This is a genomic window from Rhodospirillales bacterium, assembly GCA_028824295.1.
GTDB lineage: Bacteria > Pseudomonadota > Alphaproteobacteria > TMED109 > TMED109 > VXPW01.
This window is the reverse complement of record JAPPED010000007.1, coordinates 36,309-61,306: the sequence shown is the minus strand read 5'-3', so window position 1 is coordinate 61,306 and position 24,998 is coordinate 36,309. Positions and strand designations below refer to the sequence as shown.

Here is a 24,998-nt window from a genome sequence, read left to right as displayed (position 1 = left end):
ACGTGATCCAGGCAGTGTCTCGGAAGGAAGGCCAGCCGGACGTGACGGTCCCGGTGTCCGGTGACGCGCCGATCCCGGCGCTTCGCCGCCACGTCATGGAGGCGGTTCGGCAGGTTGCCGGCACGTCGTCGGTCCCCAGGGGGGACTGGGAACCGCTGCTGCAGCGCGCGGTGACACTGAGTCCACCGCGCGACCCCGCGCACGGGGACCTGGCCACGAACGCCAGCCTGGTCCTTGCAAAGCGGGTCGGGATGAGCCCGCGGGATTTCGCCGATCTCCTGGCACGCGCGCTGCCGGGGGCGGCCGGCATCGAGTCCGCGGAAACTGCGGGCCCTGGTTTCGTCAACCTGCGGATCGCGCCATCGGCATGGATTCCGGCATTGCGGGCGGCCGTGGCGGCTGGCGCGGACTACGGTCGTTCCGGGATGGGCGAAGCGACGCCGATCAATGTCGAATACGTGTCGGCGAACCCGACCGGCCCGCTTCATGTAGGACACGGGCGTGGCGCCGTTCTGGGCGACGCGACCGCGGCCCTCCTGGCGTTTGCCGGCTTCACCGTCACCCGGGAGTACTACGTCAACGACGCCGGCGGCCAGATCGACCAGCTCGCTCGCTCGCTCCATCACCGTTACCGCATGGCGGCCGGCGCCGAGAGCGCGCCGCCGGGGGGGGGCCTGTACCCGGGCGAGTACCTCAAGCCGGTGGCTGATGAGCTCTTTGCGACGGACGGCGGACAGATGGTCGCTGCTGCGGAGAACGTGTGGCTGGAGCAGTTCCGAGAGACCGGGGTCGGCGCGATGATGAAGCTGATCGACCGGGATCTGGCACAACTCGGCATTCGCTTCGATGTCTTTGTGTCGGAACGTGACCTGCGGGAGGCCGGACGCGTCGACGATGCCGTGGGCGTCCTGGAAGAGCGAGACCTCGTCTACACCGGAGTGCCGCCCAGGCCCAAGGGAGAGGCCGGCGAGGCGTGGGAGCCTCGCCCGCAACTGCTCTTCCGGGCCAGCCGGTTCGGCGACGATGCCGACCGCCCCCTGCGCCGGGCCAACGGTGAATGGACGTATTTCGCGGGCGACCTTGCCTACCACTTTGACAAGTTCCGCCGCGGTTTCAGCGAGCAGATCAACGTGTGGGGCGCTGACCACGGAGGGTACGCCAAGCGCGTGCGGGCGGGACTCGCTGCCCTCAGCGAGGACTCGGCCAGTCTCGACGTCAAGTTCTGCCAGCTGGTGCGGGTCACACGTGCCGGGCAGCCGGTGCGGATGTCGAAGCGCGACGGCAACATCGTGACGCTGGAGTCCGTCCTCGGCGAGGTGGGCCCGGACGTATTCCGATTCCTTATGCTGATGCGGCGGCCGGACGCGCCGCTGGATTTTGACCTGTCGGAGGCGGTGCGCCAGTCAAAGGACAATCCGGTCTACTACGTCCAATATGCTCACGCCCGGATCTGTTCGGTGTTCCGACGGGTCCAGGACCATGGGGAACTAAGAGACCTCGACGTCGCCTCCGAGGCTGAACCGACGTTGCTCACCGATCCCCGGGAGGTGGCACTGATGCGGGAAGTCGCGCTCTGGCCCGAACAGGTCGAAGCGGCAGCGCGCGCCCGCGAGCCCCACCGCATCGCATTCCAGCTGTCGGAGCTCGCGGCCCGGTACCACGAGCTCTGGACGGCCGGTGCCCGTGGCGAGCCGTCCCTGCGGACACTGATCCCCGGCGACCGGCCGCGGACCGCGGCACGCCTGCTGCTGGGTGATGCGGTGCGGGCGGTGTTGCGCGCCGGCCTGTCGATTCTGGGCGTGACCCCGGTGGAGGAGATGCGATGAATCGGGTAGGCGGATTGGTGGTGGCCGCCGTGCTCGTCGGCGGATTCGGAATCGGTGCCTGGATGTACTTCGAGGGCTACTTCGGGACCGGTGATCGGGACACCGCATCTGTCCCCATAGTGGAGCCGTTGCCGGAACCGATCCGTCAACGCCCGGAGGACCCGGGCGGGTACCAGGCTGATGCCCGCGGCAGCGCCCTGCTGGAGGGTGCGGAACCGGACACTGGTCCGGAACGGCTGCTGCCAAGTACCGAGGAACCGTTAGCCCGGCCCCGGGTGGAGCCTGCCGAGCCTCCCCCCGAAGTCGTACCGGACGCGGAAGCGGCCGTGGCTCAGGAAGCAGTGGAAGAGCCTGCGGCGGCGGTCGAGGAGCGGCCGAAACTCCCGGAGCCGCGTCATCCCCGCAGTGCGTGGAAAGCGTCGGTGCAGTTGCTGGCGATCCGTTCGCGCGACCGCGCGGTCGTGGAGGCGCAGCGCTTGCTCGCCACTCATCCCGACGTATTCGGCAACCTCGATTTCCGTGTGCGGGAGTTCAAGGTGTCGGAGCAGGAGCGGGTGCAGCGTTTGCAGGCCGGCCCCTTCGAGACCAGGAAGGACGCAGGCGAAGTCTGCAACCGGTTGGAGAAACGGGGCGTCCCCTGTTTCGTCGCCAAGGGGCAGTGACCCTTCCAGTCATTTTCGGCATTGCCGGACCGGAACTTCGCCCTGAAGAGCAAGCGTTATTCAGCGAAGCCGCTCCGTTCGGCTTCATTCTGTTCGCCCGAAACCTGGACACCCCCACGCAAACGGTCGGGCTGGTCAAAGCGCTCCGGGAGGCGGCCGGAGCAGAAGTGCCGGTCCTGATCGACCAGGAGGGTGGCCGCGTGCAGCGGTTTGGCCCGCCCCATGCGCCCGCCTATCCGCCGGCCGCCGCGTACGGGCAACTGGCGGCGCGCGATCTCGGTCATGCGGGCGACACGGTGCGGATCGGGCATGCCCTGCTGGGCCGCGATCTCGCAAGTCTCGGGATCGATGTGAACTGTGCGCCGGTGCTCGACCTGGCAATGGAAGAAGGCCATGCCGTCATCGGGGATCGCGCCTTTGCCGGCGACCCCGGCGTCGTGGCGGCGCTTGGTCGAGCGGCCATGGACGGGCTGGGGCGCGCAGGTGTGCTCCCGGTCGTCAAGCACATACCCGGTCATGGCCGCGCCAGGGCCGACAGCCACGAGCAGCTGCCGGTGGTCGAGACTCCGCGACAGGTTCTTGAGGCCACTGATTTCGTGCCGTTTCGCGCGCTTCGCGATGCGCCGGTCGCCATGACCGCGCACGTGGTCTATGCGGCGCTTGACGCCGACCTGCCCGTTACCGTTTCATCCAAAGGAATCCGCGAATTCGTGCGCGGCCGCATCGGGTTTGAGGGCCTGTTGCTGTCGGACGATCTTTGCATGGGAGCGCTCGCCGGCGCGATGGAGCAGCGAGCGTGTGCCGCGCTCGCGGCTGGCTGTGACATCGTCCTGCACTGCAACGGGAATTTCAATGAAATGACCGCCGTCGCGCGGGCGGTCCCTGCCATGACTGACGAGGCCACGGCGCGCTGGCGCACGGCGCTGGCCTGGCTGGCGGCGCGCCGGGCGCCGGAACAGGTCCGCAGTCTCGAGTATCGCGCCTTCTGCGAGCGTCTCCCGCATGGTTGAACAGGCCGGTGCCATCGCCTACACGCTCTCGGTATGGGCACTGCCGGCGCTGACGGCGATCACACTCCACGAGGCGGCGCACGGCTACGTCGCGGAACAGTTCGGCGACGACACGGCGCGTCAGGCAGGCCGGGTGAGCCTCAATCCCCTGCGCCACGTCGATCCGGTAGGTACGGTCCTGCTGCCGCTCGTGCTCCTGTTGATCTCGCCGCTGGTGTTCGGCTACGCCAAGCCGGTGCCGGTGCGTTTTTTCCGCCTGAACCCGAGGCGGATCGGGATCGCGGTGGTGGCGCTGGCGGGGCCGGGCATGAACCTCGCGCTCGCGTTGCTGGCGGCGCTCCTGCTGCACCTGGTTCCGGGCGTTCCGGTCGGCGGTGGCTGGGTTGCCGACAATCTGGTGAATGCGCTCTGGATTAACGTGCTCCTGGCGCTCCTCAATCTGCTCCCGGTGCTGCCGCTGGACGGCGGGCGCGTGCTGTACGCCGCGCTGCCGCCCGGGTGGGCGCGTCGCTGGTCCGCGACCGAGCGCCTCGGGTTCCCGGTGCTGCTCGGGGGGCTGGTGCTGGTGCCACTCGCGGCATCCGCACTCGGCGCCGAACTTCCCATATTTCGGTGGATTCTTGGCGAACCGGCCCAATATGTGGTATCTATCATCATTCGCATGGTGGGGCTGACGTGAACGCTCCCGTTCTCGAGTTTGAAGAGGATCCGCCGCCGCAGCGGGCGGCTCCGGACGCATTCTTCCTGTCATTGGACGCGTACGAGGGGCCGATCGACCTGCTGCTCACGCTCGCGCGCCGCCAAAAGGTGGACTTGGCCGAAATCTCGATTCTGGAGCTGGCGGAGCAGTACCTCGCCTTCGTCGAAGGGGCGCGCCGCCTCAATCTCGAAGTCGCTGCCGGTCACCTGGTCACGGCCGCGTGGCTGGCTTACATGAAGTCGCGGTTGCTGCTTCCTGAATCGGAGGAGGAGCAACTGACCGGAGAGGAGCTGGCGGAGGCGCTGCGGTTTCGCATCGTCCGTTTGGACGCCATGCGCCGGCACGGCGAGCTGCTGTTTCGACGGCCGCTTCTCGGACGGGATCGCCATGCCCGCGGTGAGACGCAGCCGCGCTCCGAGAAGGTAGAGACCGCGGTCGACGCGACGTTCCACGACCTGATCGTTGCCTACGCGGGCATCTGCCGCCGCCGCCAGCCGCCGCCCCTCGCTGTTCGTCCCAAACGCCTCTATTCGGTCAAGACGGCGACCGGCTGGATTCGCAACCGCCTTGCCGGTCTGCAGCAGTGGGCGACGCTCGCCGGTTTCCTGCCGCGCGATGATCCCTCGCCGGTCCGCCGGTCGGCCTATGCCTCGGTCTTTGTGGCCAGCCTGGAGCTCGTTCGGGGAGGCGAGCTGGACATGCGGCAAACGCAGCCGTTCGGCCCTGTCCTGGTGCGCTCGCGAACCGGCCCCAATGGAGATCCAGCGCATGCCGCATGAATCCCTGGAAATCCTGGCTCGGGGCGGTTCGACCGAGCCGCAATCCGGCGTCGAGGTGCCTGGGTCGGCGTCTCGCGCCATGCTGTGCCCCGCTGACGCTGCCCCGGCGGCGGACCCGTGCAAGGTCGATTCGGCAACGCTCGACGCATGCCGCGTGACCGAGGCGCTGCTCTTCGCGAGCGCAGCCCCCGTCCGGACCAGCGAGATCGCTCGCGTGTTGCCCGAGGGCACGGCAGTCGTGGACGTTCTGACCGCCTTGCGGGAGCAGTACAGGGGGCGCGGAGTGGAACTCGCAAAGGTGGGAAACGCCTGGGCGTTCCGAACGGCAAGCGACGTTGCCGACCGGCTCACCGTCGAAAAGGTCCGGCGGCGGAAACTGTCCCGCGCCGGACTGGAAACACTGGCGATCGTCGCCTACCACGCCCCGGTCACGCGGGCCGAAATCGAAGAGATTCGCGGCGTGTCGGTCAGCCCGGGGACCCTCGACATCCTGTTCGAGGAAGGTTGGATCGAACCGCGGGGGCGAAAACAGGTGCCCGGTCGTCCAACGACATGGCAAACGACCCCGGCCTTCCTCGACCACTTCGGCCTCGAATCCCGGAACGACTTGCCGGGCCTTCGTGATCTCCAGAAGGCAGGCCTGCTAACGGCGGCTCAAGGCTCGATCGTGGCGCCGGCCGACGACCACCACGATGCTGATGCCGAGGTCTTGAAGCACTCGGCCTAGCCCTCGTTTCGGCTGGCGGTGTTGCCCCGGGGTGCGGGGCATCGGGTGCCGCTGTAGACCGGCTAGCCCGCCAGCCGTCGGAGTTCCTCGAGACAGCGGTCCCGGCCAGGCGTGAAGTCCCCGTTTGCCCACCACGCTTCGACGGCGCGGAGCAGGGCCCGGCGCCTCGGACCGGCAGGAATGCCGAGCCGGACAACATCGTCGCCGCCCAGCGGGAAGACCGGCCGCTTCCACGTCTGCATCTCCCGGGCAAGGCGGCAGACGACGTCCGGCGCGGGTGTCCCGGTCCGTGCAGCGCCCAGCAGCAGGCGATCGAGGGCCCGAGGGCCGCCACCTGCTTCCCAGACGTGTCGCCTGGCCTCGGAACAGGTACTCGCCGGTGACCCGGCAGCTGCGCTGGCACGCAGGCGCCGCGACTCGGTCTTGGTGAGTCGAAGGCGGGCTTCGGCTGTCTTGGCCCCCGGCACCGTGTCGACAAGCGCGCAGAGTCGCCGTCCCGGATCGTTGAGACCGAGCAGTCCTTCGAGATGCACGAGCCGACGCAGGGTCTGGAGCCGCTGCCTCGCGGCCCGGGACGCCGGATTGCTCCAGTTGCCGACTACCCGCTGGAGGACGCCGGTTGCGGCCATCGCCTCCACGGCCGGAACCGGTTGCTCAGCGGCCAGCAGCCGCAACAGCTCTGCCCTGAGCCGTTCGCCGGAAACGAGCCTCAGACCGGGGAGCGACTTGGCAATCGCATTGAGATTCACGCGATCGTGCACGCACCCGCCGAACCACGCGAACATGCGAAAGTACCGAAGGATGCGGAGATAGTCCTCGTGAATTCGGTGTGCCGGGGTACCGATGAAACGCACGTGGCCGCGTGCCAGGTCTTGGAGCCCAAGATTGCTGACCCCAAACACCTGGAGATCGGAGCCCGCGTACAGTGCATTGATGGTGAAATCGCGGCGCTCCGCATCGGCGATCCAGTCGTCCGAGAAGGCGACCTCGGCGGCTCGCCCGAAGGTCCGGACATCGCGGCGCAAGGTCGTGACCTCCACTGAACCAGGTTCGTCGCGCGGCGGCAGCGCCGTAATGGTGCCGTGCGCGATGCCCGTGGCAACCGTGCGTACGCCCGCCTGGCGAAGACGGCGCCGGACCTCGTCCGGAGGATGCACCGTGGCGACATCGACATCGAGGGTGTCGCGCGGCGGCGTGAGCAAGGCGTCACGGACACAGCCCCCGACGAACAGTGCCCCCGGTCGGATCTCGGGCGTGTTGAGCAGCGCCATCACCTTCGCGACCAGGGGACGTTTCGGCCATGCGGGCGGGGTCGTGATCCGACCGATCACCTGCAGGGCGCGAACCGTCACGGTTCGACGTGACCCGGAATGACGCGGCCGTCCTCGTATTTCGGTGGCACGTAGGTCCCATCCGGCGAAGCGCCGGTGGAGAACCGGAAGAAGGCGAGGCCAAGACCCAGTACCAGCAAACCGGACAGCGCAATCCAGCCCCATGGAGCTTCGCGCCAGCTCGGCGCCTTCTCGCCTGCCTTGCCGGCTCGCCGGCGGGCGAGAAAGTACCAAACTGCGAACAGGATGATGGGTACCAAGAACGGAAGGATGCGAACTAGGAGGGTCCGGATCACGGGAGCTGCGTCCTCTCGAACAGGTTCACCACCATGCGCGCTGTCGCCCCCCAAATGCGGTGCTCCCGCCACCGAATGTCGTAGAAGCGGAACGTGCCGTAAGTGGTTTCGCGGGTGGCCTCGGTGTGGTTGTCCGGGTTCAGCATGTAGGCGAGGGGCACTTCGAATGCGTCCGCCACCTCGCGCGTCGCGAGGGTCAGCGTGAAGCCCGGCGAGATTCGCCCCACCACGGGCGTCACCGCGTAACCGGTGCCGGTGATGCACGTGTCCAGGCGCCCGATGATCTCGACATGCCGACGGAGGAGGCCGATCTCTTCCTCCGTTTCCCGAAGCGCGCAGGCTACGGCATCGGCGTCATCGGGTTCGACGACCCCGCCCGAAAAGCTCACTTGGGATGGGTGCCTCGGAAGGTCGTCTGCACGCCTGGTCAGCAAAATGGTCGGACCCGCCGGCCGGTCCACCAGGCCCACCAGGACTGCTGCCGGAACAAGGTTCTCAAGCAGCGAATTGGGCAGCTGCACGTCACCGATCACCGCCGGGATGCTTCGTGCCGGCAACGCGCGTTGCAGGCGAGTCTCGATCTCGTCGATGGCGGTGGCCTGAGCAATGGAGGCGTTCGGTCGCACAGTGTTTGCGTGGCAATGATGACCATCGGGCGTGTCGCGTGGCACATGATCATAGTGGGATCACGGGGATATCCGACCACATCGTCGCCGGAGAGCGTCGCACCACCCGACTGAGTCCGGTAGATTCGCAGGCAAGGCAGTCGATCGGGCAATTCCGTGTCGACGGGAGGCCCTGCCCATGAAACGTACAATCGGTCGGACCGCGCTGGTCCTGGGAGGCGCGGCCTTCGTCGCGGCCCTGCTGGGCCTTGGGCCCTCGATTGCCCGCCTATGGTCGCAACTGCATGCGAACAGCCTGGTGGGGCTGCAGGGGTTTGTGGATCGAACGTTGGACCCCGATCCGGGGAACCCGACCGTCTGGTTCGATCAGGTTCTCCCCATCTTGGCGAGCAGCGTGTTCTACGGGGTCGCGGTCGTCCTCGTCGCAATCGGATTGGGGATCTTGCTGACGGGCCGATCCTAGGCGCTCGACCGGTCGGCCGCCTTCACGCGTGCTCCGCTGCCCGGCCTGGCGCCGGGCGAACCACGCGCTACGGCACGCCCGGCCGTCAACTTGCTTCAGCGTTGGAAACGTGCGGGCACTGAGGGGTAGCTGCGGCCAATCGCCGGCGGCTGCGGACTAGACGTGTAGAGCTGCGGCGCCTGGTTCCGCCTCATGCGAACGGGCGTTGACATGCGTCGGCATGACGAATGGGTTGGCCCGTTCGTAGGCGCGACAGGTGCGGAGGATTCGTTCGTCGTCGAACTTCCGTGCCACGATCTGGACGGCAGCCGGCATGCCATTTGACGCGAAACCGCAGGGGAGCGCCGCGGCCGGCTGCTGAGTCAAGTTGAACGGGTACGTGAACGGCGACCACTCCCACCAGCGAGTCATCCCGCTGCCCAAGGGGACTTCGTGGCCCACTTCGAACGCTGTCAGCGGTAGCTGCGGCGTCATCAGGAGGTCGTAGCGCTCATGGAAGGCACGCATGTGGCGTCCGAGCGCGTCGCGGCTCTGTTCTGCCTGACGATAAGCGACTGCCGATACGGACTTGCCTCGTTCCGCCAGCTCGAGGATCGGAGGATCGACGAGTTCGCGCTGCGCCGGTGACAACCCGTCCGTCGCGAGGGCCAGGGCGACCGTCCACAATGTCACCATCACGTCGATCGGGTCATCGAAGCCCGGGTCCTCCTCGACGACGATTGCGCCTCGGTCGGCAAACCAGTGCACCGCCGCGTCCACCTGGGCGGTGACCTGCGGATCGACGCTGGCATAGCCGAGGGAACGGCTGTAGGCGATCCGAAGACCCTCCACGCTGGAATCGTCGGCAGCGTTCGGGGCCACGGGACGAGCGAGCGGAACCGCCTGCCAGTCGCGGGCGTCTGGCTGCGAGATGATGTCCAGCATCAGGCACGCATCGTCCACCGTGCGCGCGATCGGGCCCTGATGCCACAGCGTCCCCGCAGGCGAATGCGGATGGACGGGTACGGCACCGAACGTGGGTTTGTGGCCGAACAGGCCGCAGAACCCGGCAGGCATGCGGATGGAGCCGCCGCCGTCGGTCGCGAGGTGCAGTGTGCCCATGCCCAGAGCCGCGGCCGCGGCAGCCCCGCCGCTGGAGCCGCCCGGGGTACGGGCGGTGTCCCAGGGGTTGACGGTGGTTCCCGTGAGGGGGCTGTCGGTTACGCCCTTCCAGCCGAACTCGGGCGTCGTGGTCTTGCCGATGAGCACGGCCCCGGCTTCGCGGAGGCGGGCAACGGGAGGCCCGTCGACATCCCAGGCTTGGTCCGCGTCGATGGTCCGCGAGCCGCGGCGGGTCGGCCATCCCTTGACGAGAATGAGGTCCTTGACCGTGGTCGGGACGCCATCGATCGGGCTGAGCGGCGATTCCTCATGCCATCGCCGTTCGGATTGCCGGGCGGTTTCCAGGGCGCTTTCCCCGTCGATTACGCAGAACGCGTTGTAGGTCTTGTCGAGAGCCCCGATCCGATCGAGAACGGCCTGCGTTACCTCAACCGGAGAGAACTGGCCCGTACCGAAACCGCGGGCGAGTTCCCGCGCGGACATCATGTGGAGGGCGTTCGACATCGGGTGCTGCACCGGGAAGGACGTTCGCTGCGATCATGCAGTACTGGAGCTACGCGACAAATGTCGCGTAGCTCCAGCCCCAAGTCACGGGATCAGGTCGCCTTGAGGGCAGCCTTCACCGCGTCTGCCGTGATCGGCATGTGCCGCATGCGCACTCCCACGGCGTTGAACACCGCGTTGGCCACTGCCGGCGCAACGACGGTCGACGAGGGTTCGCCCACGCCGCTCGGGTGGTTCCCGGATTCGACGATCTCAACGTCGATTTCGGGAACTTGGCTCAAGCGGATCGGCAGGTAGGTGTCGAAGTTGTGCTGCTCGAACGCGCCATCCTTGACAGTGAGTCGCTCGCTCAGCACCTGACTTGCTCCCCACAGTGCCGCACCCTTGATCTGGGCCACGGCGTTGACGGGGTTGATGGCGATTCCCATGTCCATGGCAATCGTCAGTTTCTGCAAGTCAATTTCGCCACTCTCGAGGTCGACCGCGACCTCGGCGACCCCGGCCACCCAGGTCGGGCTCTGCCGTTCCTCTGCCGCCGATACCGCGATGCCCATGCCGTGGTTCTTCGGCATGCGCTTTCCGTATCCCGCCTTGCCGGCGGCGACCCGGAGGACGTTGGCCAGCCGCTTGGCGCCGCCGACCGTTGCCGACTCGTAGGGGATCCAGCTGTCCTCGCTTGGCCACGGCAGCGAAATCCAGAGGCGGTCCATGTAGTAGTCGGAACCGGTGCCGGGTTCGTAGCCGGCGTTCGGGATTCCACGGCTGGTGCCTTCGCCGGTCAGCATCGAGAGCCGGAGCTCCAGTGGGTCCTTGCCAAGTCGGTGGGCCACTTCGTCGAGGAAGGATTCAACAACGAAGTAGTTGTACGAATTGGAGACGGTCCGGAGAGCCGACGCCTGAACGGCCCAGGTGGTCTGGTCGTGATTGATCGCGCGCACGCGATGGTTGTCCAGCGTGTACCAGTGGTCGCTGCCGCCGATCGACCATTGGTCGATGTCTCGGCCCGAGCCGTCGTCCGCATCCAGCTGGAGCCAGTCGCTCCCGTACGCCTTGCCGACGGAGAACCGTGGACCCATGTAGCCGCACACAATGTCGTGCTGCATGGCGGTGAAGGCGCCGCCCTGGATGGAGCCGCGCAGCTTGTGCAGCGTCGGCGTCCGCGGGAAGCTGGTCGCGAAGGTCGTCTCGCGGGTTTGGATCAGCTTGACCGGCCGTGCGACCTGGTGGGAGCAGTAGGCTGCAGCGAGAATCTCGTCGTAGTCCTGTTTCCCGCCGAAGCCGCCGCCCAGCACGCGCTGATGCACGATTACCTTGATCTCCTCCGCCGGCTTGCCGAGGAAGTGCGCAAGGTAGGCGGTAAGGGTCATCCGGGCGAATGACGTGCTCTGCGTGCCGGTGTGCACGTGCCAGGTGTCCCCGACCTGATGCACCGTGGCGTTGAGGGGCTCCATGGTCGCGTGGACCACCATGTCGGTGGTGTACTCGGACTCGACCAGCTCGTCGGCGTTGGCCAGACTCCCGTCCACGTCTCCCTGGTCCACCCAGGGGGCGCCGACTTCGGGATCCGCCTGGAGCGCCCGGTATTCTTCGAGCAGCCCCTCCAGCGAGACATCGCCGTGGGGTCCCGGATCCCATTCGACCTCAAGCGCCTGGGCGGCACTCATCGCGGCCGGGAACGTCTCCGCAATGGCGACCACCCAGCCGGTGCACTTGCCAAAGCTGTCGTCCACGGTGACCGCCTGGATGTAGCCGGGAATGGACTGCGCCTGGCTGTCGTCGACGGACAGCGCCTTCGCGCCGTACCGCGCACGCGGCAGCACCAGGGCGCCGTACGCCATGTTCGGGATGTGCACGTCAATCCCGTAGCGCGCACTGCCATTGGTCTTTGAGGGAATGTCGTGCGCGGGCTTGGACTGCCCGATGATCTTGTAGTCCGCCCGATTCTTGAGCGGGATGCCGCGGAAGTCGTCCGGGTACGAAAAACGCCGTTCGATGGTCGTTTGCGTAAGGATCTCGCTGTACGAGAGCGACCGTCCGGAGACACTGTCTGTGACGCGGCTGTTGGCGGCGACCGCATCCTCGACGTTCGTCCCGAGGAGCGCTGTCCCCGCTTCGACGAGTGCGATGCGACCCGCGGCACCGGAGCGCGACAGGCGGTCGAACTCGGTGGTGACGCTGCCGCTGTTCACGGTGTAGGCGAGGCCGTACACCGCGAAGTTCTCGGCACTCCCTTCCGGGTAGTTGATCGTGACGTCCTGCCAGTTCACCTCGAGTTCGTCCGCGACGATCTGCGCAAGTGCAGTGCCGATGTGCTGACCCATCTCGGATTTCACGACGTGAATGCTGGTGTGGCCGTTCGGCATCATCGTGAACCAGATGGAGGGCGTGAATGCCTCCGCCGCTTCGGTGGCGGCGTGGGCACCCGGGATCACGCTGTGCGTGAAGCCGATACCGAGCGCCAGCCCCGATCCGGTTGCCATCGACCGGACCATGAAGTCCCGCCGTGACAGTTGGGTGTCTGTGGTACTCATGTCAGGCCTCGCTTCCGGCGATCTCGGCAGCGCGTGCGACCGCGCCGACGATGCTTGAATAGGTTGCGCACCGGCACAGGTTCCCGTCCATGGCCTCGACGATTTCGTCGCGGCTGGGCGAAGGGTTGGCCGAAATCAACGCAGCCGCCTGCATGATCTGCCCGGACTGGCAGTAACCGCACTGTGGCACCTGCATTTCGATCCATGCCTGCTGCACCGGATGGTTGTCGGCGTAATGCAGGCCCTCGATGGTGGTGATCGATGTCCCCTCGACATCACCAGCCTGAACCATGCACGATCGCACTGCTTCGCCATTGACGTGAACAGTGCAGGAGCCGCACAGGCCAATGCCGCACCCGTATTTCGTTCCGGAGAGGCGCAATTCCTCCCGAATGATCCACAGGAGCGGTGTATCCGGCGGGGCGTCCACGAGGTAGCTGTATCCGTTGATGGTCAAGGCAACCATCGGCAAATCTCCTCCTCTGGGTTCATTTGGCGCGCCTGGCAACGCGCGTTGCGCACCAGTACGCGTGACATGCCCACCTTCAACCCAAGCCAACGCCGAAACCGGTCGCAATCCGGTTTGCGCCATCGATATCCGAATTCCGCCAATCGGGGGACCCGGGCTCGAATCCCCGGTGCTGCTTGTCGGCCTGCCGCGCGCTTCATATGCTGAACGGGGAAACTGCCATGGGACCGACGACGACAGCTCTCCCGGTTCGACCGCTTTCGCGCTACCAGATCGCAGCGACTTCTCGCGCCGACGAAGCGGCGTCGTTCATTTCCAGTACCTATTGCGGGCACCAGATCCGCTTTCCGGATCGGGCGGCCAGTCTCCGCTTCCGGCTTTGCGAGGCTTCACTGGCCCGCATTTCGGTCGGGGCGTTGTCCTTTGACGCCCAGATCGGGTACGACCTCGGCGAAACCGAGATCTTCTATCTCGTCCAGATCGCGGCTTCCGGCACCATCCGGTACATCAACGGCAATGAACTGTGTGTCGTGACTCCGCGTCAGGGCATGGTCACGTCGCCCACGCGGCCGCTGTCGATCCACTACGGGCCCAGTTCCTGCGGGCTGATCGTGAAGATCCGTCGCCGGGCCCTGGAACGCCACCTGCACGTGCTGACCGGCGAACCGATTACCGCGCCGCTGACGTTCGACCCGCGGTTTCGCCCGCAGTTCGGAGACCGTTATCGCGGGCTGCTGCGTTTTCTGATGGAAGACCTCGAGGCCGGCAACTCCATCGGCGACCACCCGGTCCTGGTGACCAACGTGGAAGACACGTTGATGACCGCCCTGCTGGTCGGCCAGCCGCACAACTACTCGCCGCAGTTCGAGGCACAGCCGCCGGATGTCGCGCCGCGCCAGATACGGGAGGTGGAGGAGTACATCCGGGCACACGCCGCGGAGCCGCTGTCGATCGACGACTTGGTCCGGTACTCCGGCATCAGCGGGCGTTCCCTCTTCCGCGCGTTCCGGAACCGTGGCACCTCGCCGATGGCCTTTCTGCGTGCGGTGCGGTTGGATGATGCGCGGGCGCGGCTGCTGGCCGCCGCCCCGGGTGAATCCGTGACGGATATCGCGCTGGACTGCGGCTTCGAGCATCTGGGGCGCTTCAGCAAGGAATACGCGAGACGCTTCTCGGAATCCCCGTCGCGGACGCTGCGACGCGTCCAGCGGATGCGTCAGAGCTGACCGGCTGCCGCTTTGCGGGCCGCGCTCCGGCTCGCCGACGGAACTGATCGAAAGCCGCCCGGAGACCGACCGCCTTCGGCGAGGACGCGGAAGCACGCCGGCAGGAGGCCCGAACCCTGGTCACGCGGCCCGCAATCCGCCGCGGCCGGGCGCGCCGGCCTATCGCCGAATGAACATGTTCCCTATACGTAGGGGCTTCGCCAATCCGGGAGACGTTCCATGGAATTAGGACTGCAGGGCAAGTCGGTACTGGTGACCGGGGCGTCGAAGGGTATCGGGCTCGGCTGTGCCGAACTGTTTGCCGCTGAGGGCGCCAGCCTGCACCTGGCGGCGCGCGGTGAAGACCTGCTTGAGACGCGGCGGGAGGCGATCCGCTCTGCCCATCAGGTGGACGTGCAGGTGCACCCCATCGACCTCGCCGTCAGCGGGTCGGCCGAAGAGCTCGTGGAGCGCTGCGGCGATGTCGACATCCTGGTCAACAACGCGGGCGCCATTCCCGGCGGCACGGTCGACCAGGTCGACGAGCCGCGCTGGCGCGAGGCGTGGGACCTGAAGGTGTTCGGCTACATCAACATCACCCGGCAGTACTTCCGGCGCATGCGCGAGCGCGGAGGCGGCACGATCGTCAACGTGATCGGCATGGCCGGGGAGAGCTACGACGCGGCGTACATCGCCGGGACTGCCGGCAACGCCTCGCTGATGGCGTTCACCAGAGGCATCGGCAGCACCAGCATCGATCAGGGCGTCCGCATCGTCGGTGTCAACCCGGGTGCGGTCGAGACTGACCGCATTCGCGCTCTGCTTGCCGGCAAGGCGGAGACCGAGCTCGGCGACCGTGAACGATGGCGGGAGTTCCTCTCGAACTTGCCGCTAGGACGGGCGGCGTCGGTCGCGGAAGTCGCAAACGTGGTGGTGTTCCTCGCCTCCGAACGCGCGAGCTACCTGAGCGGCATCATCGTTACGGTCGATGGCGGGCGCGCCGCGCGCGGCGGGACCTTCTGAACCGAAGCGCCGTCCGGCAGCGTGTCGGCTGCCGATCGTACGAGGGCCTCCCCTGATGGCGGCCGTGCGGCCGGTCCCCGCGATCCGTCGGGTGATCGTCGGAAGCCCTGAGCCGCGGTCTAGGCCGGCCGGGACGCCTTCGCGTGCTGCCAGGCGTCCAGCTTGTCACGCGCGCCGTTTCGGTCCGGATCCAGCATGTCATCGTGTCCCGTACGCTTTGCGCAGAGTTCGATGACGTAGCCGTTCGGGTCACGAAAGTAGATCGACTCGACGACGCCGTGATCCGACGGCCCGCGGGTCTCGATCCCGGCTTGCCGGCCCTTGGCGAGCATCATGTGCAGATCATCGGGTGAGACCTCCAGCGCGATGTGGAGGTCGAAGTCGCGCTGCTTCTTGAACTCGAACGGTTCGTCCGGCGCCTCGAAGAATGCCAGGAATGAGCCGTCGTCCAGCCGATAGAAGGTGTGCAGCACCTGGGCCTGCCGGCCAGTCTTGGTGGTCCCGATGGCCATCGCTTCCGCCAGTGGGAGGCCCAGGAAGTCCTCGTAGAAGGCCCGGGTTTCCTCCGAATCGCGACAGCGGTACGCGTTGTGGTGAAGTTGCCTGATCATGGTTCCATGCCGCTGGTTGGGTACCGGAGCGGCCATGTTGCAAGGTCTGCTCCCGTACCGTCAATCCCGCTGCCGTCACCCGCCCGAGTGCGGCCGGGGGTGGCGCGCGGCGTGGCCGGACCTTCCGGCAGGCCCCCAGCGCGATCTCCTGCGGTGTTCTGAAACGGCCGGAGCGGCGTCAATGATCGGCATGCTGGGCGGCCCGGCGGGTTCGCGCCGGCCGAGATACCGTCTCGAGGTCGGAGACGCCGCGATGCGGCGGGCGAGAGCCGCCGCCCCGCGCGATCAGCGATGCGTGGGGATCACGAACTCGGGGCGGCTTTCACCGCTGGTCGGCCAGCGCGCCGTCACGGTCTTGATGCGGGTGTAGAACCGGATGCCTTCCATTCCGTGCGTGTTGGAGGCGCCGAAGAACGAGTTCTTCCAGCCACCAAACGTGTGGTAGGCCACCGGCACCGGGATCGGAATATTGATTCCAACCATGCCGATGTTGCTGCGCTCGGCGAAGTCCCTGGCTGCGGCCCCATCCCTGGTGAACACCGAGACTCCGTTTCCGTACGGATTGTCGCGCACCAGCTGCAGCGCGTCCGCGTACGACTCCGCCCGGACCGTCGACAACACCGGGCCGAAGATCTCTTCCCGGTAGATCGACATGTCCGGCGTGACCCGGTCGAAAAGACAGCCCCCCATGTAGAAGCCGTCCTCGTATCCCTGGAGCTTCAGGCCGCGCCCGTCGACGACCAGTTCGGCCCCTTCCTCGACCCCCTTGGCCACGAGGCTCTCGATCCGCTGCAGCGAGTCGCGCGTCACGATCGGACCCATTTCGGCCGCGGGGTCGTTGTACGGTCCGATCTTCAGGGTGCGTACCCGATCGGCCAGCCGATCGCGCAGCGGGTCCGCCACGTCCCCCACCGGCACCGCCACCGAGACCGCCATGCACCGCTCGCCGGCCGAGCCGTATGCCGCACCCAGGAGCGCATCGGCCGCCTTGTCGAGGTCGGCGTCGGGCATCACCACCAAATGGTTCTTCGCCCCGCCCAGGGCCTGTACGCGCTTGCCGTGTTCGGCCGCTCCCGCGTAGACGGCCTGCGCGACCGGCGTCGAGCCCACGAAGCTGACGGCCTCGATGTCGGGGTGCGCGAGGATCGCCTGCACGGCTTCCTTGTCGCCGTTCACGACGTTGACGACCCCCGGCGGCCCGCCAGCTTCCTCGAACAGCTCGACGAGGCGCAACGGGCAGGACGGATCGCGCTCCGACGGCTTGAGCACGAACGTGTTGCCGCAGGTGACCGCCAGCGGGAACATCCAGAGCGGGATCATCGCCGGGAAATTGAACGGGGTGATGCCGGCGCACACCCCGAGGGGCTGCATCAGGGACCAGGTATCGATGCCGGCGCCCACGTCGCGGCTGTGCTCGCCCTTCAGGAGGTGCGGAATGCCGCATGCGAATTCCACGACTTCCCACCCGCGGATCAGGGATCCGCGCGCATCTTCCAGCGTCTTGCCGTGTTCCCGCGAGATCAGTTCCGCAATTTCGCCGGCGTGCTCTTCAAGCAGCGCGCGGTAGCGGAACATGATCCGCGCCCGCGCCGCGGGCGGCATCGCCTGCCAGGCGGGAAGCGCCTCCTGGGCCGCCTGTACGGCTGCGTCGACCTCGGCGGCTCCGCCGAGACGGACATGCCGGGCGACTTCGCCGGTCGATGGATTGAAGACCTGGCCGACGCGCTCCGATTCACCCGGAACGCGGCGGCCGCCGATGTGATGGTCGAGGGTCTCCGACATCAGTCGAGGTACCCCAGGTCGCGCCAGATCGCGAAGCGTTCACGGAATTCGTTCAACGAGGCGAGCGCCCGGGCGAAATCGGCATCCTTCTCGGATTCCTCGATGGCAACCTGCTCCCACGCCGTCTTGTAGGCGTTCAGGAACTCGTCGTTCCAGCGCTTGAGCTGCACGCCCTGACCCTCGAAGTACTCGAGCGCCGGCACCTGGAGCGCCTCGCCCTGGGCGAGTCCTCGCTGCACCAGGTCGCCGCACGCCATCGTCAGCAACGTCTGCTGGCCGAGCGAGAGCTCGTTCCAGCCGTCCAGGTTGTAGATCACGTCGGCCCACGTCGACTGCTGATGCCAGCCCGGGAAGTAGTAGAACTTCGCGATCTGCTCGAAGCCGAAGTTGCGGTCGATCGCCGGGCTGGAGAACTCGGTCGCATCGATGGTCCCGAGCTCGAGCGCCGGATAAATGTCCCCGCCGGCGAGCAGCTGGGTCGAAACGTCCAGTTTCTCCATCACCCTCGCGCCCAGCGCGAAGAACCGCATCTTCAGGCCGCGAAGGTCATCGAGCGTGCGAATCTCCTGCCGAAACCAGCCGGAGGCTTCCGGCGGCAGGATCATGCAGAGCGTGCTCTTGATGTTGTGCTTCAGGTACAGCTCGTCGAGCAGCTCCTGGCCGCCGCCGACGTACATCCAGGCCATGTACTCAGGTGCCGCCGGGCCGAAGGGAATCGACGCGAACAGTTGGAGCGCCGGCACCTTGCCGGCCCAGAAGCCGGGAGTCGCCCAGCCCGCATCCACCCCGCCCGATGCAACGGCATCGAAGATCTCGAGCGGCGGCACCAGGGCGCCGGGTTCGAAGAAGCGGATGTCGAGGCTTCCGTCCGACGACGTCCGGATGCGCTCCAGCATCTCCTTCATCTCCGGGCCGATGATCGGCGTCGTTCCGGCATACGCACTCGCCATCTTCCAGCGAACCGACTGCGCGGCTTCCGGGGCATCCGAAGTGGATGTGGGCGTGACGGCGGTCATCTCCGAATCGCCGAACAAGGCTGGGCGCACCGCAAGTCCGATGACGATCCCGACTACCAATACGACCAGAACGGCCAGTTTTCCTCGATCCATCTCGCACTCCCCATGCGGCACGCCCGTTACGCAGCACGGCGTTCGATTGTATCAGTTGGCGCCGACGTACAACGCTCCGAGATACAGCAGCTGTACCAGCACCAGGCCCACACCGACGCTGCGGCCCAGGGAGCGGCGAAGCGTCAGGAAACCGGTCAGGAACAGCGCCGTCACGATCAGGACCGCGAGATCCAGCGGCGTGAGCAGGCCCCGCATGGACAGCGGGTGGGCGAGGGCGGCGCCGCCGGTGACGCCCAGTAGATTGAACATGTTGCTGCCGAGGATGCCGCCCAGGGCGAGGCCGCCCTGTCGGCGGAGGGCTGCAAGGGCGGTTACCGTAACCTCGGGCAGCGACGTCCCGATGGCCACGATCGACAGGCCGATGACCGTTTCCGGCACGCCGAACGCGCGGGCCAGGCCACTCGCACCGACCACCAGCGCCTCCGCGCCTCCCGCCACCATGGCGAGACTCACCACGATCACAACGGCGCTGACGCCGAGCGACCGCGTGACCGCCGCGCCCGCCGCCTGGGTCATGTCGGCACCAGCGCGCCGGATGGAGTACGTGGTCGACACCGCCAGCGCCACGACGAGCGCCAGTCCGCCCAGCCGGGGCAGCACGTCGACCCAGAGCGTAAATCCGGCAAAGACCAGGGTGGCCATCAGCATGATGACGGCATCCAGCCGCAGGCCGGGCGTGCCGACGAGCGGCCGGCAGGCGGCAGCGACCCCCACCGCCAGCAGCACGTTGGCGATGTTGGAGCCGGCGACGTTTCCAAGGATGAACCCGGCATGGTCGCCGAGCGACGCCCGCACCGCCACGACCAGTTCCGGGAACGAGGTGCCAAAAGCGACGACGCTCGCGCCGATCACGAACGGCGCGACCTGCAGGCGAGTGGCAGTGGCGACGGACGCGCGAACCAGAAATTCGCCGCCCACGACCAGCAGGCCGATCCCGCCTGCCACGGCCGCCAAATGGAGTAGGAGCACCGGCGCGTTCAGCGCCGTTGCTGGATACGGCGCTTGATGTCGCTGATCGCGCGGGCCGGATTGAGGCCCTTCGGGCAGGTCTTCGTGCAGTTCATGATCGTGTGGCAGCGGTACAGCCGGAACGGGTCTTCCAGGGCGTCGAGCCGCTCGCCCGCCGCCTCGTCACGGCTGTCCTCCAGCCAGCGCGCCGCCTGCAGGAGGGTTGCCGGACCGAGATATCGGTCCCCGTTCCACCAGTAGCTCGGGCAACTGGTGCTGCAACAGAAACACAGGATGCACTCGTACAAACCGTCGAGCCTGCGGCGGTCTTCCTCGGACTGCAGACGTTCGCGCGCCGGCGGCGGCGATTCTGTCTTCAGCCAGGGCTCGACCAGCGCGTACTGGGCGTACGCATCGGTGAGGTCGGGAACGAGATCCTTGATCACCGGCATGTGCGGCAGGGGATAGACCTTCACCGGGCCCCGGACGTCGTCGATGGCCTTGGTGCAGGCCAGCGTATTGGTCCCGTCGATGTTCATGGCGCAGGAACCGCAAACTCCCTCGCGACAGGACCGGCGAAAGGCCAGCGTGGAATCGGCGGAATTCTTGATCTCGATCAGGGCGTCGAGGACCATGGGTCCGCTCTTGTCCAGATCGACCTCGAATGTATCGAGCCGGGGCGACTCGTCTTCATCCGGCGAATAGCGGTAGACCCGGAACTCGCGCACGCGGCTGGCGCCGTCGGGCGCCGGAACCCGGCGGCCCTTCCTTACTTCGGAGCCTCTTGGAAGTCTGAACGCCACCATCGTTGCATCTTCCTCACTAATAGACGCGCGGCTTGGGCGGAATGGTGTCAACGTCCGGCGAATCCGTCTCGAGATGCACCGGGCGTGCGGCGCACTCGGCGCGGCCGTCACGGAACCATGCCAGCGTGTGGGTCAACCAGTTCTCGTCGTCGCGGTCCGGGTGGTCCTCGCGGGCATGCGCGCCCCGGCTCTCTGTCCGGTGCAGGGCCGAGCCAATGGTAACGGCCGCCTGCTGGAGGAGGTTTTCGAGCTCGAGGGTTTCCACGAGATCGGTGTTCCAGATCAGCGACCGGTCGCTGACCCGGACGTCGGCAAGCTGTCGCCAGGCCTCGGCGATCTTGTCGACTCCCTCGGTAAGGCTGTCGCCGGTTCGGAAGACGGCGCAGTGGTCCTGCATCACGCGCTGCATCTGCAGCCGAAGCTCGGCCGTCGGCGTGTCCCCGTCGGCGTGCCGAAAACCGTCGAAGCGGTCGAGAATGGCGTCTTCCGCGTCCTTCAGGGGCGCGTGGCGGGGAGCCTGGGGCCGCTGCGTGTCGACAATCCGGTTCGCGCAGGCGCGGCCGAAGATCACGAGGTCCAGCAGCGAGTTCGATCCCAGCCGGTTGGCGCCGTGGACCGAGACGCACGCCGCCTCGCCTGCGCTCATCAGTCCGGGGACGGCTGCATCCGGGCTGCCTGCCGATCCGGTCACCGCCTCGCCGGTATGCAGCACCGGGATGCCGCCCATGTTGTAGTGGCACGTCGGCAACACCGGAATCGGTTCGCGCGTGACGTCGACGCCACCGAAGATGCGGGCCAATTCCGCAATCCCCGGAAGCCGTTCGGCGATGACGTCGGCGTCGAGATGCTCGAGGTGCAGGTGTACGTGATCTCCCAACTCCCCGATGCCACGGCCGGCCCGGAGCTCGAGCGTGATCGACCGGCTCACCACGTCGCGTGACGCGAGATCCTTCGCGCTGGGCGCGTAACGCTCCATGAAGCGCTCGCCTTCGGAATTGGTGAGATAACCGCCCTCGCCGCGCACACCTTCGCTGATGAGGCAGCCGGCGCCGTAAATGCCGGTCGGGTGAAACTGCACGAACTCCATGTCCTGGAGCGGCAGCCCTGCCCGCAGGACCATGGCATTACCGTCGCCGGTACAGATATGGGCGGACGTGCAGGAGAAGTAGACGCGCCCGTAGCCGCCGGTGGCGAGGATCACGGTGTGGGCCCGAAACCGGTGCAGGGTGCCGTCGTCCAGCTTCCAGGCCAGGACGCCCTGGCAGGAGCCGTCCGCGTCCATCAGGAGATCCAGCACGAAGAATTCGATGAAGAACTCGGCGGCGTTGCGAAGGGACTGCTGGTACAGCGTGTGCAGGATCGCGTGGCCGGTCCGGTCGGCTGCCGCGCACGTGCGCTGCGCTGCCGGTCCTTCGCCGAATTCGGTCGTCATGCCGCCGAAGGCACGCTGGTAGATCCGTCCGTCCGGAATCCGGGAGAAGGGGACGCCGTAGTGCTCGAGTTCGATGACGGCGTCCGTGGCTTCCCGGCACATGTACGCGATGGCGTCCTGATCGCCCAGCCAATCCGACCCCTTGACGGTGTCGTACATGTGCCAACGCCAGTCGTCCGCGCCCATGTTCCCGAGCGCGGCGCTGATCCCGCCCTGCGCCGCCACGGTGTGGCTTCGCGTCGGGAACACCTTGGTCAGGCAGGCCGTGCGAAATCCCCGCTCGGCAAGCCCGAGCGTGGCGCGCAGCCCCGCTCCGCCGGCGCCGACCACCACGACATCGTAGGCATGATCGACGATGTCGTAGCTCGTCGCCATCACGCCCCTCCCATCCCGGTCCGCAGAACCGCCAGCACGGCAGCGGCAGCCGCCAGCCAGGCGATCCCGGCGCAAACGGCCAGCGTTGCCATCCGGGCCGCGGGGGCGTGAACGTAGTCCTCGACGACCACCCTGACGCCGAGCCAACCGTGGTAGAAGCCGGCGATCACCAGCAGGACGAGCAGCAGGGAATTGACCGGCCGGGCCATCCAGGCGACGAACTCGCCGTGATCCGCGCCCACGAGGCACGGCATCGACCACGCGAACCAAGCACCAAGCAGCACCAGTGCCGCCGCCGTCACGCGCTGCATCCACCAGTGATGCGCGCCTTCGTGCGCGGATCCGTGGCCCCGTGCCCGCGCGAGGGGTGTGAGAAGGTTCACGCTGCGCCCACTCCCAGCCAGAACAGCACCGTCAGGACGGCTGTGAGGGCGATCACGAACCAGCCGGATCTGCGGACGTTGACCAGTTCAAATCCGAGGCCCGCGTCCCAGAAGAGGTGCCGAACACCGTTTGCGAGGTGGTAGAAGAACGCGATCGACACCGCGACGAAAAACGCGCATCCGATGAGGCTGTCGGCTGCCGACGTGGCGATGGCAAACGCTTTCGGCCCGGCCGCGGCGGCCACCAGGAATGCCGCAAGCGCCACCATCCCGAATCCCAGCAGCAGCCCGGAGAGCCGGTGCAGAATCGACAGGACCGACGTGATCTCCGGTCGGTAGACCGAGAGGTGGGGCGACAGCGGCCGTCCGTTGGGGTCCGGCATGCGGAACTCCGTGGGGATCCGGGGCAGTGCCGGAAAGGAACGGCGGGCACGATACCAGAGGCCGGCCGAAGAACGCAGGCCCGATTTAGCCCGAGGCTCCCTCCAGTTCCAGGATGGTCGCTGCCCTGGCCGCGATCCGCCCCACGTTCTCGACGGGCAGCTTCTCGACCAGCTTGCCGTCGAGCTGGACCACGCCCTTCCCAATGGCCTCGGCCGCGCGATGGGCGTCGATCACCCGTTCCGCATGCACGTCCTCTGCCGCAGTCGGACCGGAGACCTCGTTCGCTCCTGCCAGTGTCGTCGGGTGGACCAGTGTCTTGCCTTCGAACCCCAGGCCGGCGGCCCCGATCAGGGTGCGCGCGTCGCCGCAGTTGGTTACCTTGAGCCGGCAACCGGGTCCGGGCCGTTGGTTCCGGATGAATGCCGACCGCGCCGCCGCGATCCTATTGGAGTACCTCCCTTGTCATCTAATGGTGACCCCCTTCTTCATGCCATCCTGCCGGAAGCGTTTGCCGGCGATGCGCTGGTCCCCACGGCCGGCAATCTCGAGGCCGCCCTCGTGGCCGCCGTTGGATATCACGTGGTTGATATCGAGACGGACGAGAACGGATACGACGGCGGCGGGCTGATCCGGGCGGTCAGCCTTGACCACGCGCTGTTGATCCTCGGCCTGCCCGCCCACTGCTATCCGCTCGAGCAGCCTGCTCGCCTGAAGGCGTTCGTCGAGAAGCAGCAGATCTACGTCCACGAGCAGTTCGAGACCATGCTCGGCAACACGACACTCGCGGCGTGGCGCACCGCGGTGGTCGACGGCAACCGATGGCACTTGCACTACACCGCGCGCGCGGCGGGGTCCTTCTCGTTTCACGCCCACCCGGCGTACTACCCCGCCATCCTGCCTGCCAAGCCGGCGGCGATCCGCTACTTCCTGCGCCGACACGTCTTCCAGCTCGGCCAGTGAAACCGGGTCCGTGACTGCTTCGACCACCGGGGACGATGCAACCACGGGCCGGCCTGTCGTCCCGAACCTCGAGGCCATCCTGGGGCGGGAGTATCCCGTGCTGGACCACGGGTTCATCCGGGTGGTCGACTACATGGGGGATGATGCGGCGGTCGTGCAGGCGGCCCGGGTTTCCTATGGCGCGCGCACCCGTCGGGTCCGCGAGGACCGCGGCCTGATTCGCTACCTGATGCGCCACCGGCACACCACGCCGTTCGAGATGTGCTCCATCAAGTTCCACGTGAAGCTGCCCATCTTCGTGGCCCGGCAGTGGATCCGGCACCGCACGGCGTCGGTGAACGAGTACTCGGCCCGCTATTCGGTCCTTGACCGCGAGTTCTACCTGCCGGCGCCCGAGGACCTGGCGGTGCAGTCGAAATCCAACGCGCAGGGGCGCGAGGAGAGCGTTTTGCCGGCCGACGCCGACGAGATCCGGCGTTTACTGGAGCAGGATGCACGGCAGGCGTACAGCCGCTACGAATGGCTCCTCAACGAGCAGCCGGACGGCTCTCCCGCCGACCCCGACCGGCCGGGGCTCGCCCGCGAGCTCGCCCGGATCAATTTGCCCCTGTCCACGTACACGCAGTGGTACTGGAAGGTGAATCTTCACAACCTGCTGCATTTCCTTCAGCTGCGGGCGGACCCCCATGCCCAGACCGAGATCCGGGTCTATGCAGAGGCCATGCTGGGGATCGTGCGGCGCTGGGTGCCGGTGGTGGCGGAAGCGTTCGAGGACTATCGCCTGGGAGCTGCCGAGCTGTCCAGGCCCATGCTGACGGTGGTCAGGGCGTGGCTGGCGGGCGAACCGGTGGACCGAGAGGCGAGCGGGCTCGGTATTCGGGAATGGCGCGAACTGCACGCGCTCCTTGGACGCGAGCTGCCGGACGCGTAGCCG

Annotated in this window: 26 protein-coding genes; 11 read left to right on the top strand and 15 right to left on the bottom strand. The window is 67.2% G+C overall.

What is annotated here, in order from left to right; genetic code table 11:
* The first annotated feature begins 14 nt into the window (after positions 1-14).
* Genes argS through scpB form a run of 6 tightly spaced genes read left to right on the top strand, consistent with a single transcriptional unit; the run spans position 15 to position 5,704 of the window.
* Entirely contained in the window at positions 15-1,826 is a 1,812-nt protein-coding gene (gene argS / locus OXH60_04100; GenBank protein MDE0711300.1) for an arginine--tRNA ligase, read from the top strand.
* On the top strand, positions 1,823-2,488 hold the full coding sequence (locus OXH60_04095; GenBank protein ID MDE0711299.1) for an SPOR domain-containing protein: 666 nt from the start codon (positions 1,823-1,825) through the stop codon (positions 2,486-2,488). The genes argS and OXH60_04095 overlap by 4 nt, the downstream gene beginning before the upstream one ends.
* Entirely contained in the window at positions 2,485-3,498 is a 1,014-nt protein-coding gene (gene nagZ, locus OXH60_04090) for a beta-N-acetylhexosaminidase (GenBank protein MDE0711298.1), read from the top strand. Before OXH60_04095 ends, nagZ begins: the two co-directional genes overlap by 4 nt.
* Positions 3,491-4,177 (top strand): site-2 protease family protein, encoded by a 687-nt coding sequence (locus OXH60_04085; protein ID MDE0711297.1) that lies wholly within the window; start codon positions 3,491-3,493, stop codon positions 4,175-4,177. The genes nagZ and OXH60_04085 overlap by 8 nt, the downstream gene beginning before the upstream one ends.
* The gene (locus OXH60_04080; protein MDE0711296.1) at positions 4,174-4,977 is read left to right on the top strand and encodes a ScpA family protein; all 804 of its coding nucleotides are present in this window, start codon (positions 4,174-4,176) and stop codon (positions 4,975-4,977) included. Before OXH60_04085 ends, OXH60_04080 begins: the two co-directional genes overlap by 4 nt.
* Positions 4,967-5,704, top strand: coding sequence for an SMC-Scp complex subunit ScpB (gene scpB, locus OXH60_04075; GenBank protein ID MDE0711295.1), 738 nt, complete (start codon positions 4,967-4,969; stop codon positions 5,702-5,704). The genes OXH60_04080 and scpB overlap by 11 nt, the downstream gene beginning before the upstream one ends.
* 62 nt (positions 5,705-5,766) lie before the next feature.
* On the opposite strand, the gene OXH60_04070 is transcribed toward scpB, so the two are convergent.
* From OXH60_04070 to OXH60_04060, 3 genes are read right to left on the bottom strand one after another with little or no spacing between them, the layout of a single operon-like run.
* A complete protein-coding gene (locus OXH60_04070; GenBank protein ID MDE0711294.1) occupies positions 5,767-7,056 on the bottom strand; it encodes a CCA tRNA nucleotidyltransferase in 1,290 nt (429 codons plus the stop codon).
* On the bottom strand, positions 7,053-7,331 hold the full coding sequence (locus tag OXH60_04065) for a DUF6111 family protein (protein ID MDE0711293.1): 279 nt from the start codon (positions 7,329-7,331) through the stop codon (positions 7,053-7,055). The genes OXH60_04070 and OXH60_04065 overlap by 4 nt, the downstream gene beginning before the upstream one ends.
* Positions 7,328-7,957: a CoA pyrophosphatase gene (locus OXH60_04060; GenBank protein ID MDE0711292.1), complete on the bottom strand. Its 630-nt coding sequence runs from the start codon at positions 7,955-7,957 to the stop codon at positions 7,328-7,330. The genes OXH60_04065 and OXH60_04060 overlap by 4 nt, the downstream gene beginning before the upstream one ends.
* Positions 7,958-8,135: 178 nt before the next feature.
* On the opposite strand from OXH60_04060, the gene OXH60_04055 reads away from it, so the two are divergent.
* Positions 8,136-8,420, top strand: coding sequence for a hypothetical protein (locus OXH60_04055; protein MDE0711291.1), 285 nt, complete (start codon positions 8,136-8,138; stop codon positions 8,418-8,420).
* A 156-nt stretch (positions 8,421-8,576) separates the two neighbouring features.
* On the opposite strand, the gene OXH60_04050 is transcribed toward OXH60_04055, so the two are convergent.
* The 3 genes from OXH60_04050 to OXH60_04040 all read right to left on the bottom strand — a co-directional run bounded on the left by OXH60_04050 (position 8,577) and on the right by OXH60_04040 (position 13,022).
* Positions 8,577-10,025, bottom strand: a complete 1,449-nt coding sequence (locus OXH60_04050) for an amidase (protein MDE0711290.1) — start codon at positions 10,023-10,025, stop codon at positions 8,577-8,579.
* 92 nt (positions 10,026-10,117) lie between these two features.
* Positions 10,118-12,556, bottom strand: coding sequence for a molybdopterin-dependent oxidoreductase (locus tag OXH60_04045; protein MDE0711289.1), 2,439 nt, complete (start codon positions 12,554-12,556; stop codon positions 10,118-10,120).
* Position 12,557: 1 nt separating this feature from the next.
* Entirely contained in the window at positions 12,558-13,022 is a 465-nt protein-coding gene (locus tag OXH60_04040) for a (2Fe-2S)-binding protein (protein ID MDE0711288.1), read from the bottom strand.
* A 224-nt stretch (positions 13,023-13,246) separates the two neighbouring features.
* On the opposite strand from OXH60_04040, the gene OXH60_04035 reads away from it, so the two are divergent.
* Entirely contained in the window at positions 13,247-14,251 is a 1,005-nt protein-coding gene (locus tag OXH60_04035) for an AraC family transcriptional regulator (GenBank protein ID MDE0711287.1), read from the top strand.
* Between the two features lie 219 nt (positions 14,252-14,470).
* Positions 14,471-15,253 (top strand): SDR family oxidoreductase, encoded by a 783-nt coding sequence (locus tag OXH60_04030; GenBank protein ID MDE0711286.1) that lies wholly within the window; start codon positions 14,471-14,473, stop codon positions 15,251-15,253.
* A gap of 119 nt (positions 15,254-15,372) precedes the next feature.
* Here the strand turns inward: OXH60_04030 and OXH60_04025 are convergent, their stop codons facing one another.
* The 9 genes from OXH60_04025 to OXH60_03985 all read right to left on the bottom strand — a co-directional run bounded on the left by OXH60_04025 (position 15,373) and on the right by OXH60_03985 (position 23,353).
* A complete protein-coding gene (locus tag OXH60_04025) occupies positions 15,373-15,864 on the bottom strand; it encodes a VOC family protein (protein MDE0711285.1) in 492 nt (163 codons plus the stop codon).
* A gap of 285 nt (positions 15,865-16,149) precedes the next feature.
* Entirely contained in the window at positions 16,150-17,646 is a 1,497-nt protein-coding gene (locus tag OXH60_04020; GenBank protein ID MDE0711284.1) for a CoA-acylating methylmalonate-semialdehyde dehydrogenase, read from the bottom strand.
* Positions 17,646-18,755: a TRAP transporter substrate-binding protein gene (locus tag OXH60_04015; GenBank protein MDE0711283.1), complete on the bottom strand. Its 1,110-nt coding sequence runs from the start codon at positions 18,753-18,755 to the stop codon at positions 17,646-17,648. Before OXH60_04015 ends, OXH60_04020 begins: the two co-directional genes overlap by 1 nt.
* Positions 18,756-18,806: 51 nt before the next feature.
* Positions 18,807-19,745 carry a sodium:calcium antiporter gene (locus tag OXH60_04010; GenBank protein MDE0711282.1) on the bottom strand — a complete coding sequence of 313 codons (939 nt, stop codon included), beginning with the start codon at positions 19,743-19,745 and terminating at the stop codon, positions 18,807-18,809.
* An 8-nt stretch (positions 19,746-19,753) separates the two neighbouring features.
* Positions 19,754-20,452 (bottom strand): succinate dehydrogenase iron-sulfur subunit, encoded by a 699-nt coding sequence (locus OXH60_04005; protein MDE0711281.1) that lies wholly within the window; start codon positions 20,450-20,452, stop codon positions 19,754-19,756.
* A gap of 94 nt (positions 20,453-20,546) precedes the next feature.
* Positions 20,547-22,337: a succinate dehydrogenase flavoprotein subunit gene (sdhA, locus tag OXH60_04000; protein ID MDE0711280.1), complete on the bottom strand. Its 1,791-nt coding sequence runs from the start codon at positions 22,335-22,337 to the stop codon at positions 20,547-20,549.
* Positions 22,337-22,720: a succinate dehydrogenase, hydrophobic membrane anchor protein gene (gene sdhD / locus OXH60_03995; GenBank protein ID MDE0711279.1), complete on the bottom strand. Its 384-nt coding sequence runs from the start codon at positions 22,718-22,720 to the stop codon at positions 22,337-22,339. Before sdhD ends, sdhA begins: the two co-directional genes overlap by 1 nt.
* Positions 22,717-23,103 (bottom strand): succinate dehydrogenase, cytochrome b556 subunit, encoded by a 387-nt coding sequence (gene sdhC, locus OXH60_03990; GenBank protein MDE0711278.1) that lies wholly within the window; start codon positions 23,101-23,103, stop codon positions 22,717-22,719. Before sdhC ends, sdhD begins: the two co-directional genes overlap by 4 nt.
* 85 nt (positions 23,104-23,188) lie before the next feature.
* On the bottom strand, positions 23,189-23,353 hold the full coding sequence (locus tag OXH60_03985) for a hypothetical protein (protein ID MDE0711277.1): 165 nt from the start codon (positions 23,351-23,353) through the stop codon (positions 23,189-23,191).
* A gap of 210 nt (positions 23,354-23,563) precedes the next feature.
* On the opposite strand from OXH60_03985, the gene OXH60_03980 reads away from it, so the two are divergent.
* Together OXH60_03980 and thyX are read left to right on the top strand one after the other, a co-directional pair.
* Positions 23,564-24,064, top strand: coding sequence for a hypothetical protein (locus OXH60_03980; GenBank protein ID MDE0711276.1), 501 nt, complete (start codon positions 23,564-23,566; stop codon positions 24,062-24,064).
* Positions 24,065-24,074: 10 nt separating this feature from the next.
* Positions 24,075-24,995 (top strand): FAD-dependent thymidylate synthase, encoded by a 921-nt coding sequence (gene thyX / locus OXH60_03975; GenBank protein MDE0711275.1) that lies wholly within the window; start codon positions 24,075-24,077, stop codon positions 24,993-24,995.
* Positions 24,996-24,998 lie beyond the last annotated feature (3 nt).

Bases quoted from the DNA above. Each gene is read 5' to 3' on its own strand.
- OXH60_04045 (MDE0711289.1), bottom strand. From the start codon at position 12,556: ATGAGTACCACAGACACCCAACTGTCACGGCGGGACTTCATGGTCCGG.
- scpB (MDE0711295.1), top strand. From the start codon at position 4,967: ATGCCGCATGAATCCCTGGAAATCCTGGCTCGGGGCGGTTCGACCGAG.
- OXH60_04050 (MDE0711290.1), bottom strand. From the start codon at position 10,025: ATGTCGAACGCCCTCCACATGATGTCCGCGCGGGAACTCGCCCGCGGT.
- OXH60_04020 (MDE0711284.1), bottom strand. From the start codon at position 17,646: ATGTCGGAGACCCTCGACCATCACATCGGCGGCCGCCGCGTTCCGGGT.
- OXH60_04035 (MDE0711287.1), top strand. From the start codon at position 13,247: ATGGGACCGACGACGACAGCTCTCCCGGTTCGACCGCTTTCGCGCTAC.
- OXH60_04095 (MDE0711299.1), top strand. From the start codon at position 1,823: ATGAATCGGGTAGGCGGATTGGTGGTGGCCGCCGTGCTCGTCGGCGGA.
- sdhC (MDE0711278.1), bottom strand. From the start codon at position 23,103: ATGCCGGACCCCAACGGACGGCCGCTGTCGCCCCACCTCTCGGTCTAC.
- OXH60_04040 (MDE0711288.1), bottom strand. From the start codon at position 13,022: ATGGTTGCCTTGACCATCAACGGATACAGCTACCTCGTGGACGCCCCG.
- OXH60_04030 (MDE0711286.1), top strand. From the start codon at position 14,471: ATGGAATTAGGACTGCAGGGCAAGTCGGTACTGGTGACCGGGGCGTCG.
- OXH60_04025 (MDE0711285.1), bottom strand. From the start codon at position 15,864: ATGATCAGGCAACTTCACCACAACGCGTACCGCTGTCGCGATTCGGAG.
- sdhA (MDE0711280.1), bottom strand. From the start codon at position 22,337: ATGGCGACGAGCTACGACATCGTCGATCATGCCTACGATGTCGTGGTG.
- OXH60_04015 (MDE0711283.1), bottom strand. From the start codon at position 18,755: ATGGATCGAGGAAAACTGGCCGTTCTGGTCGTATTGGTAGTCGGGATC.
- OXH60_04055 (MDE0711291.1), top strand. From the start codon at position 8,136: ATGAAACGTACAATCGGTCGGACCGCGCTGGTCCTGGGAGGCGCGGCC.
- OXH60_04085 (MDE0711297.1), top strand. From the start codon at position 3,491: ATGGTTGAACAGGCCGGTGCCATCGCCTACACGCTCTCGGTATGGGCA.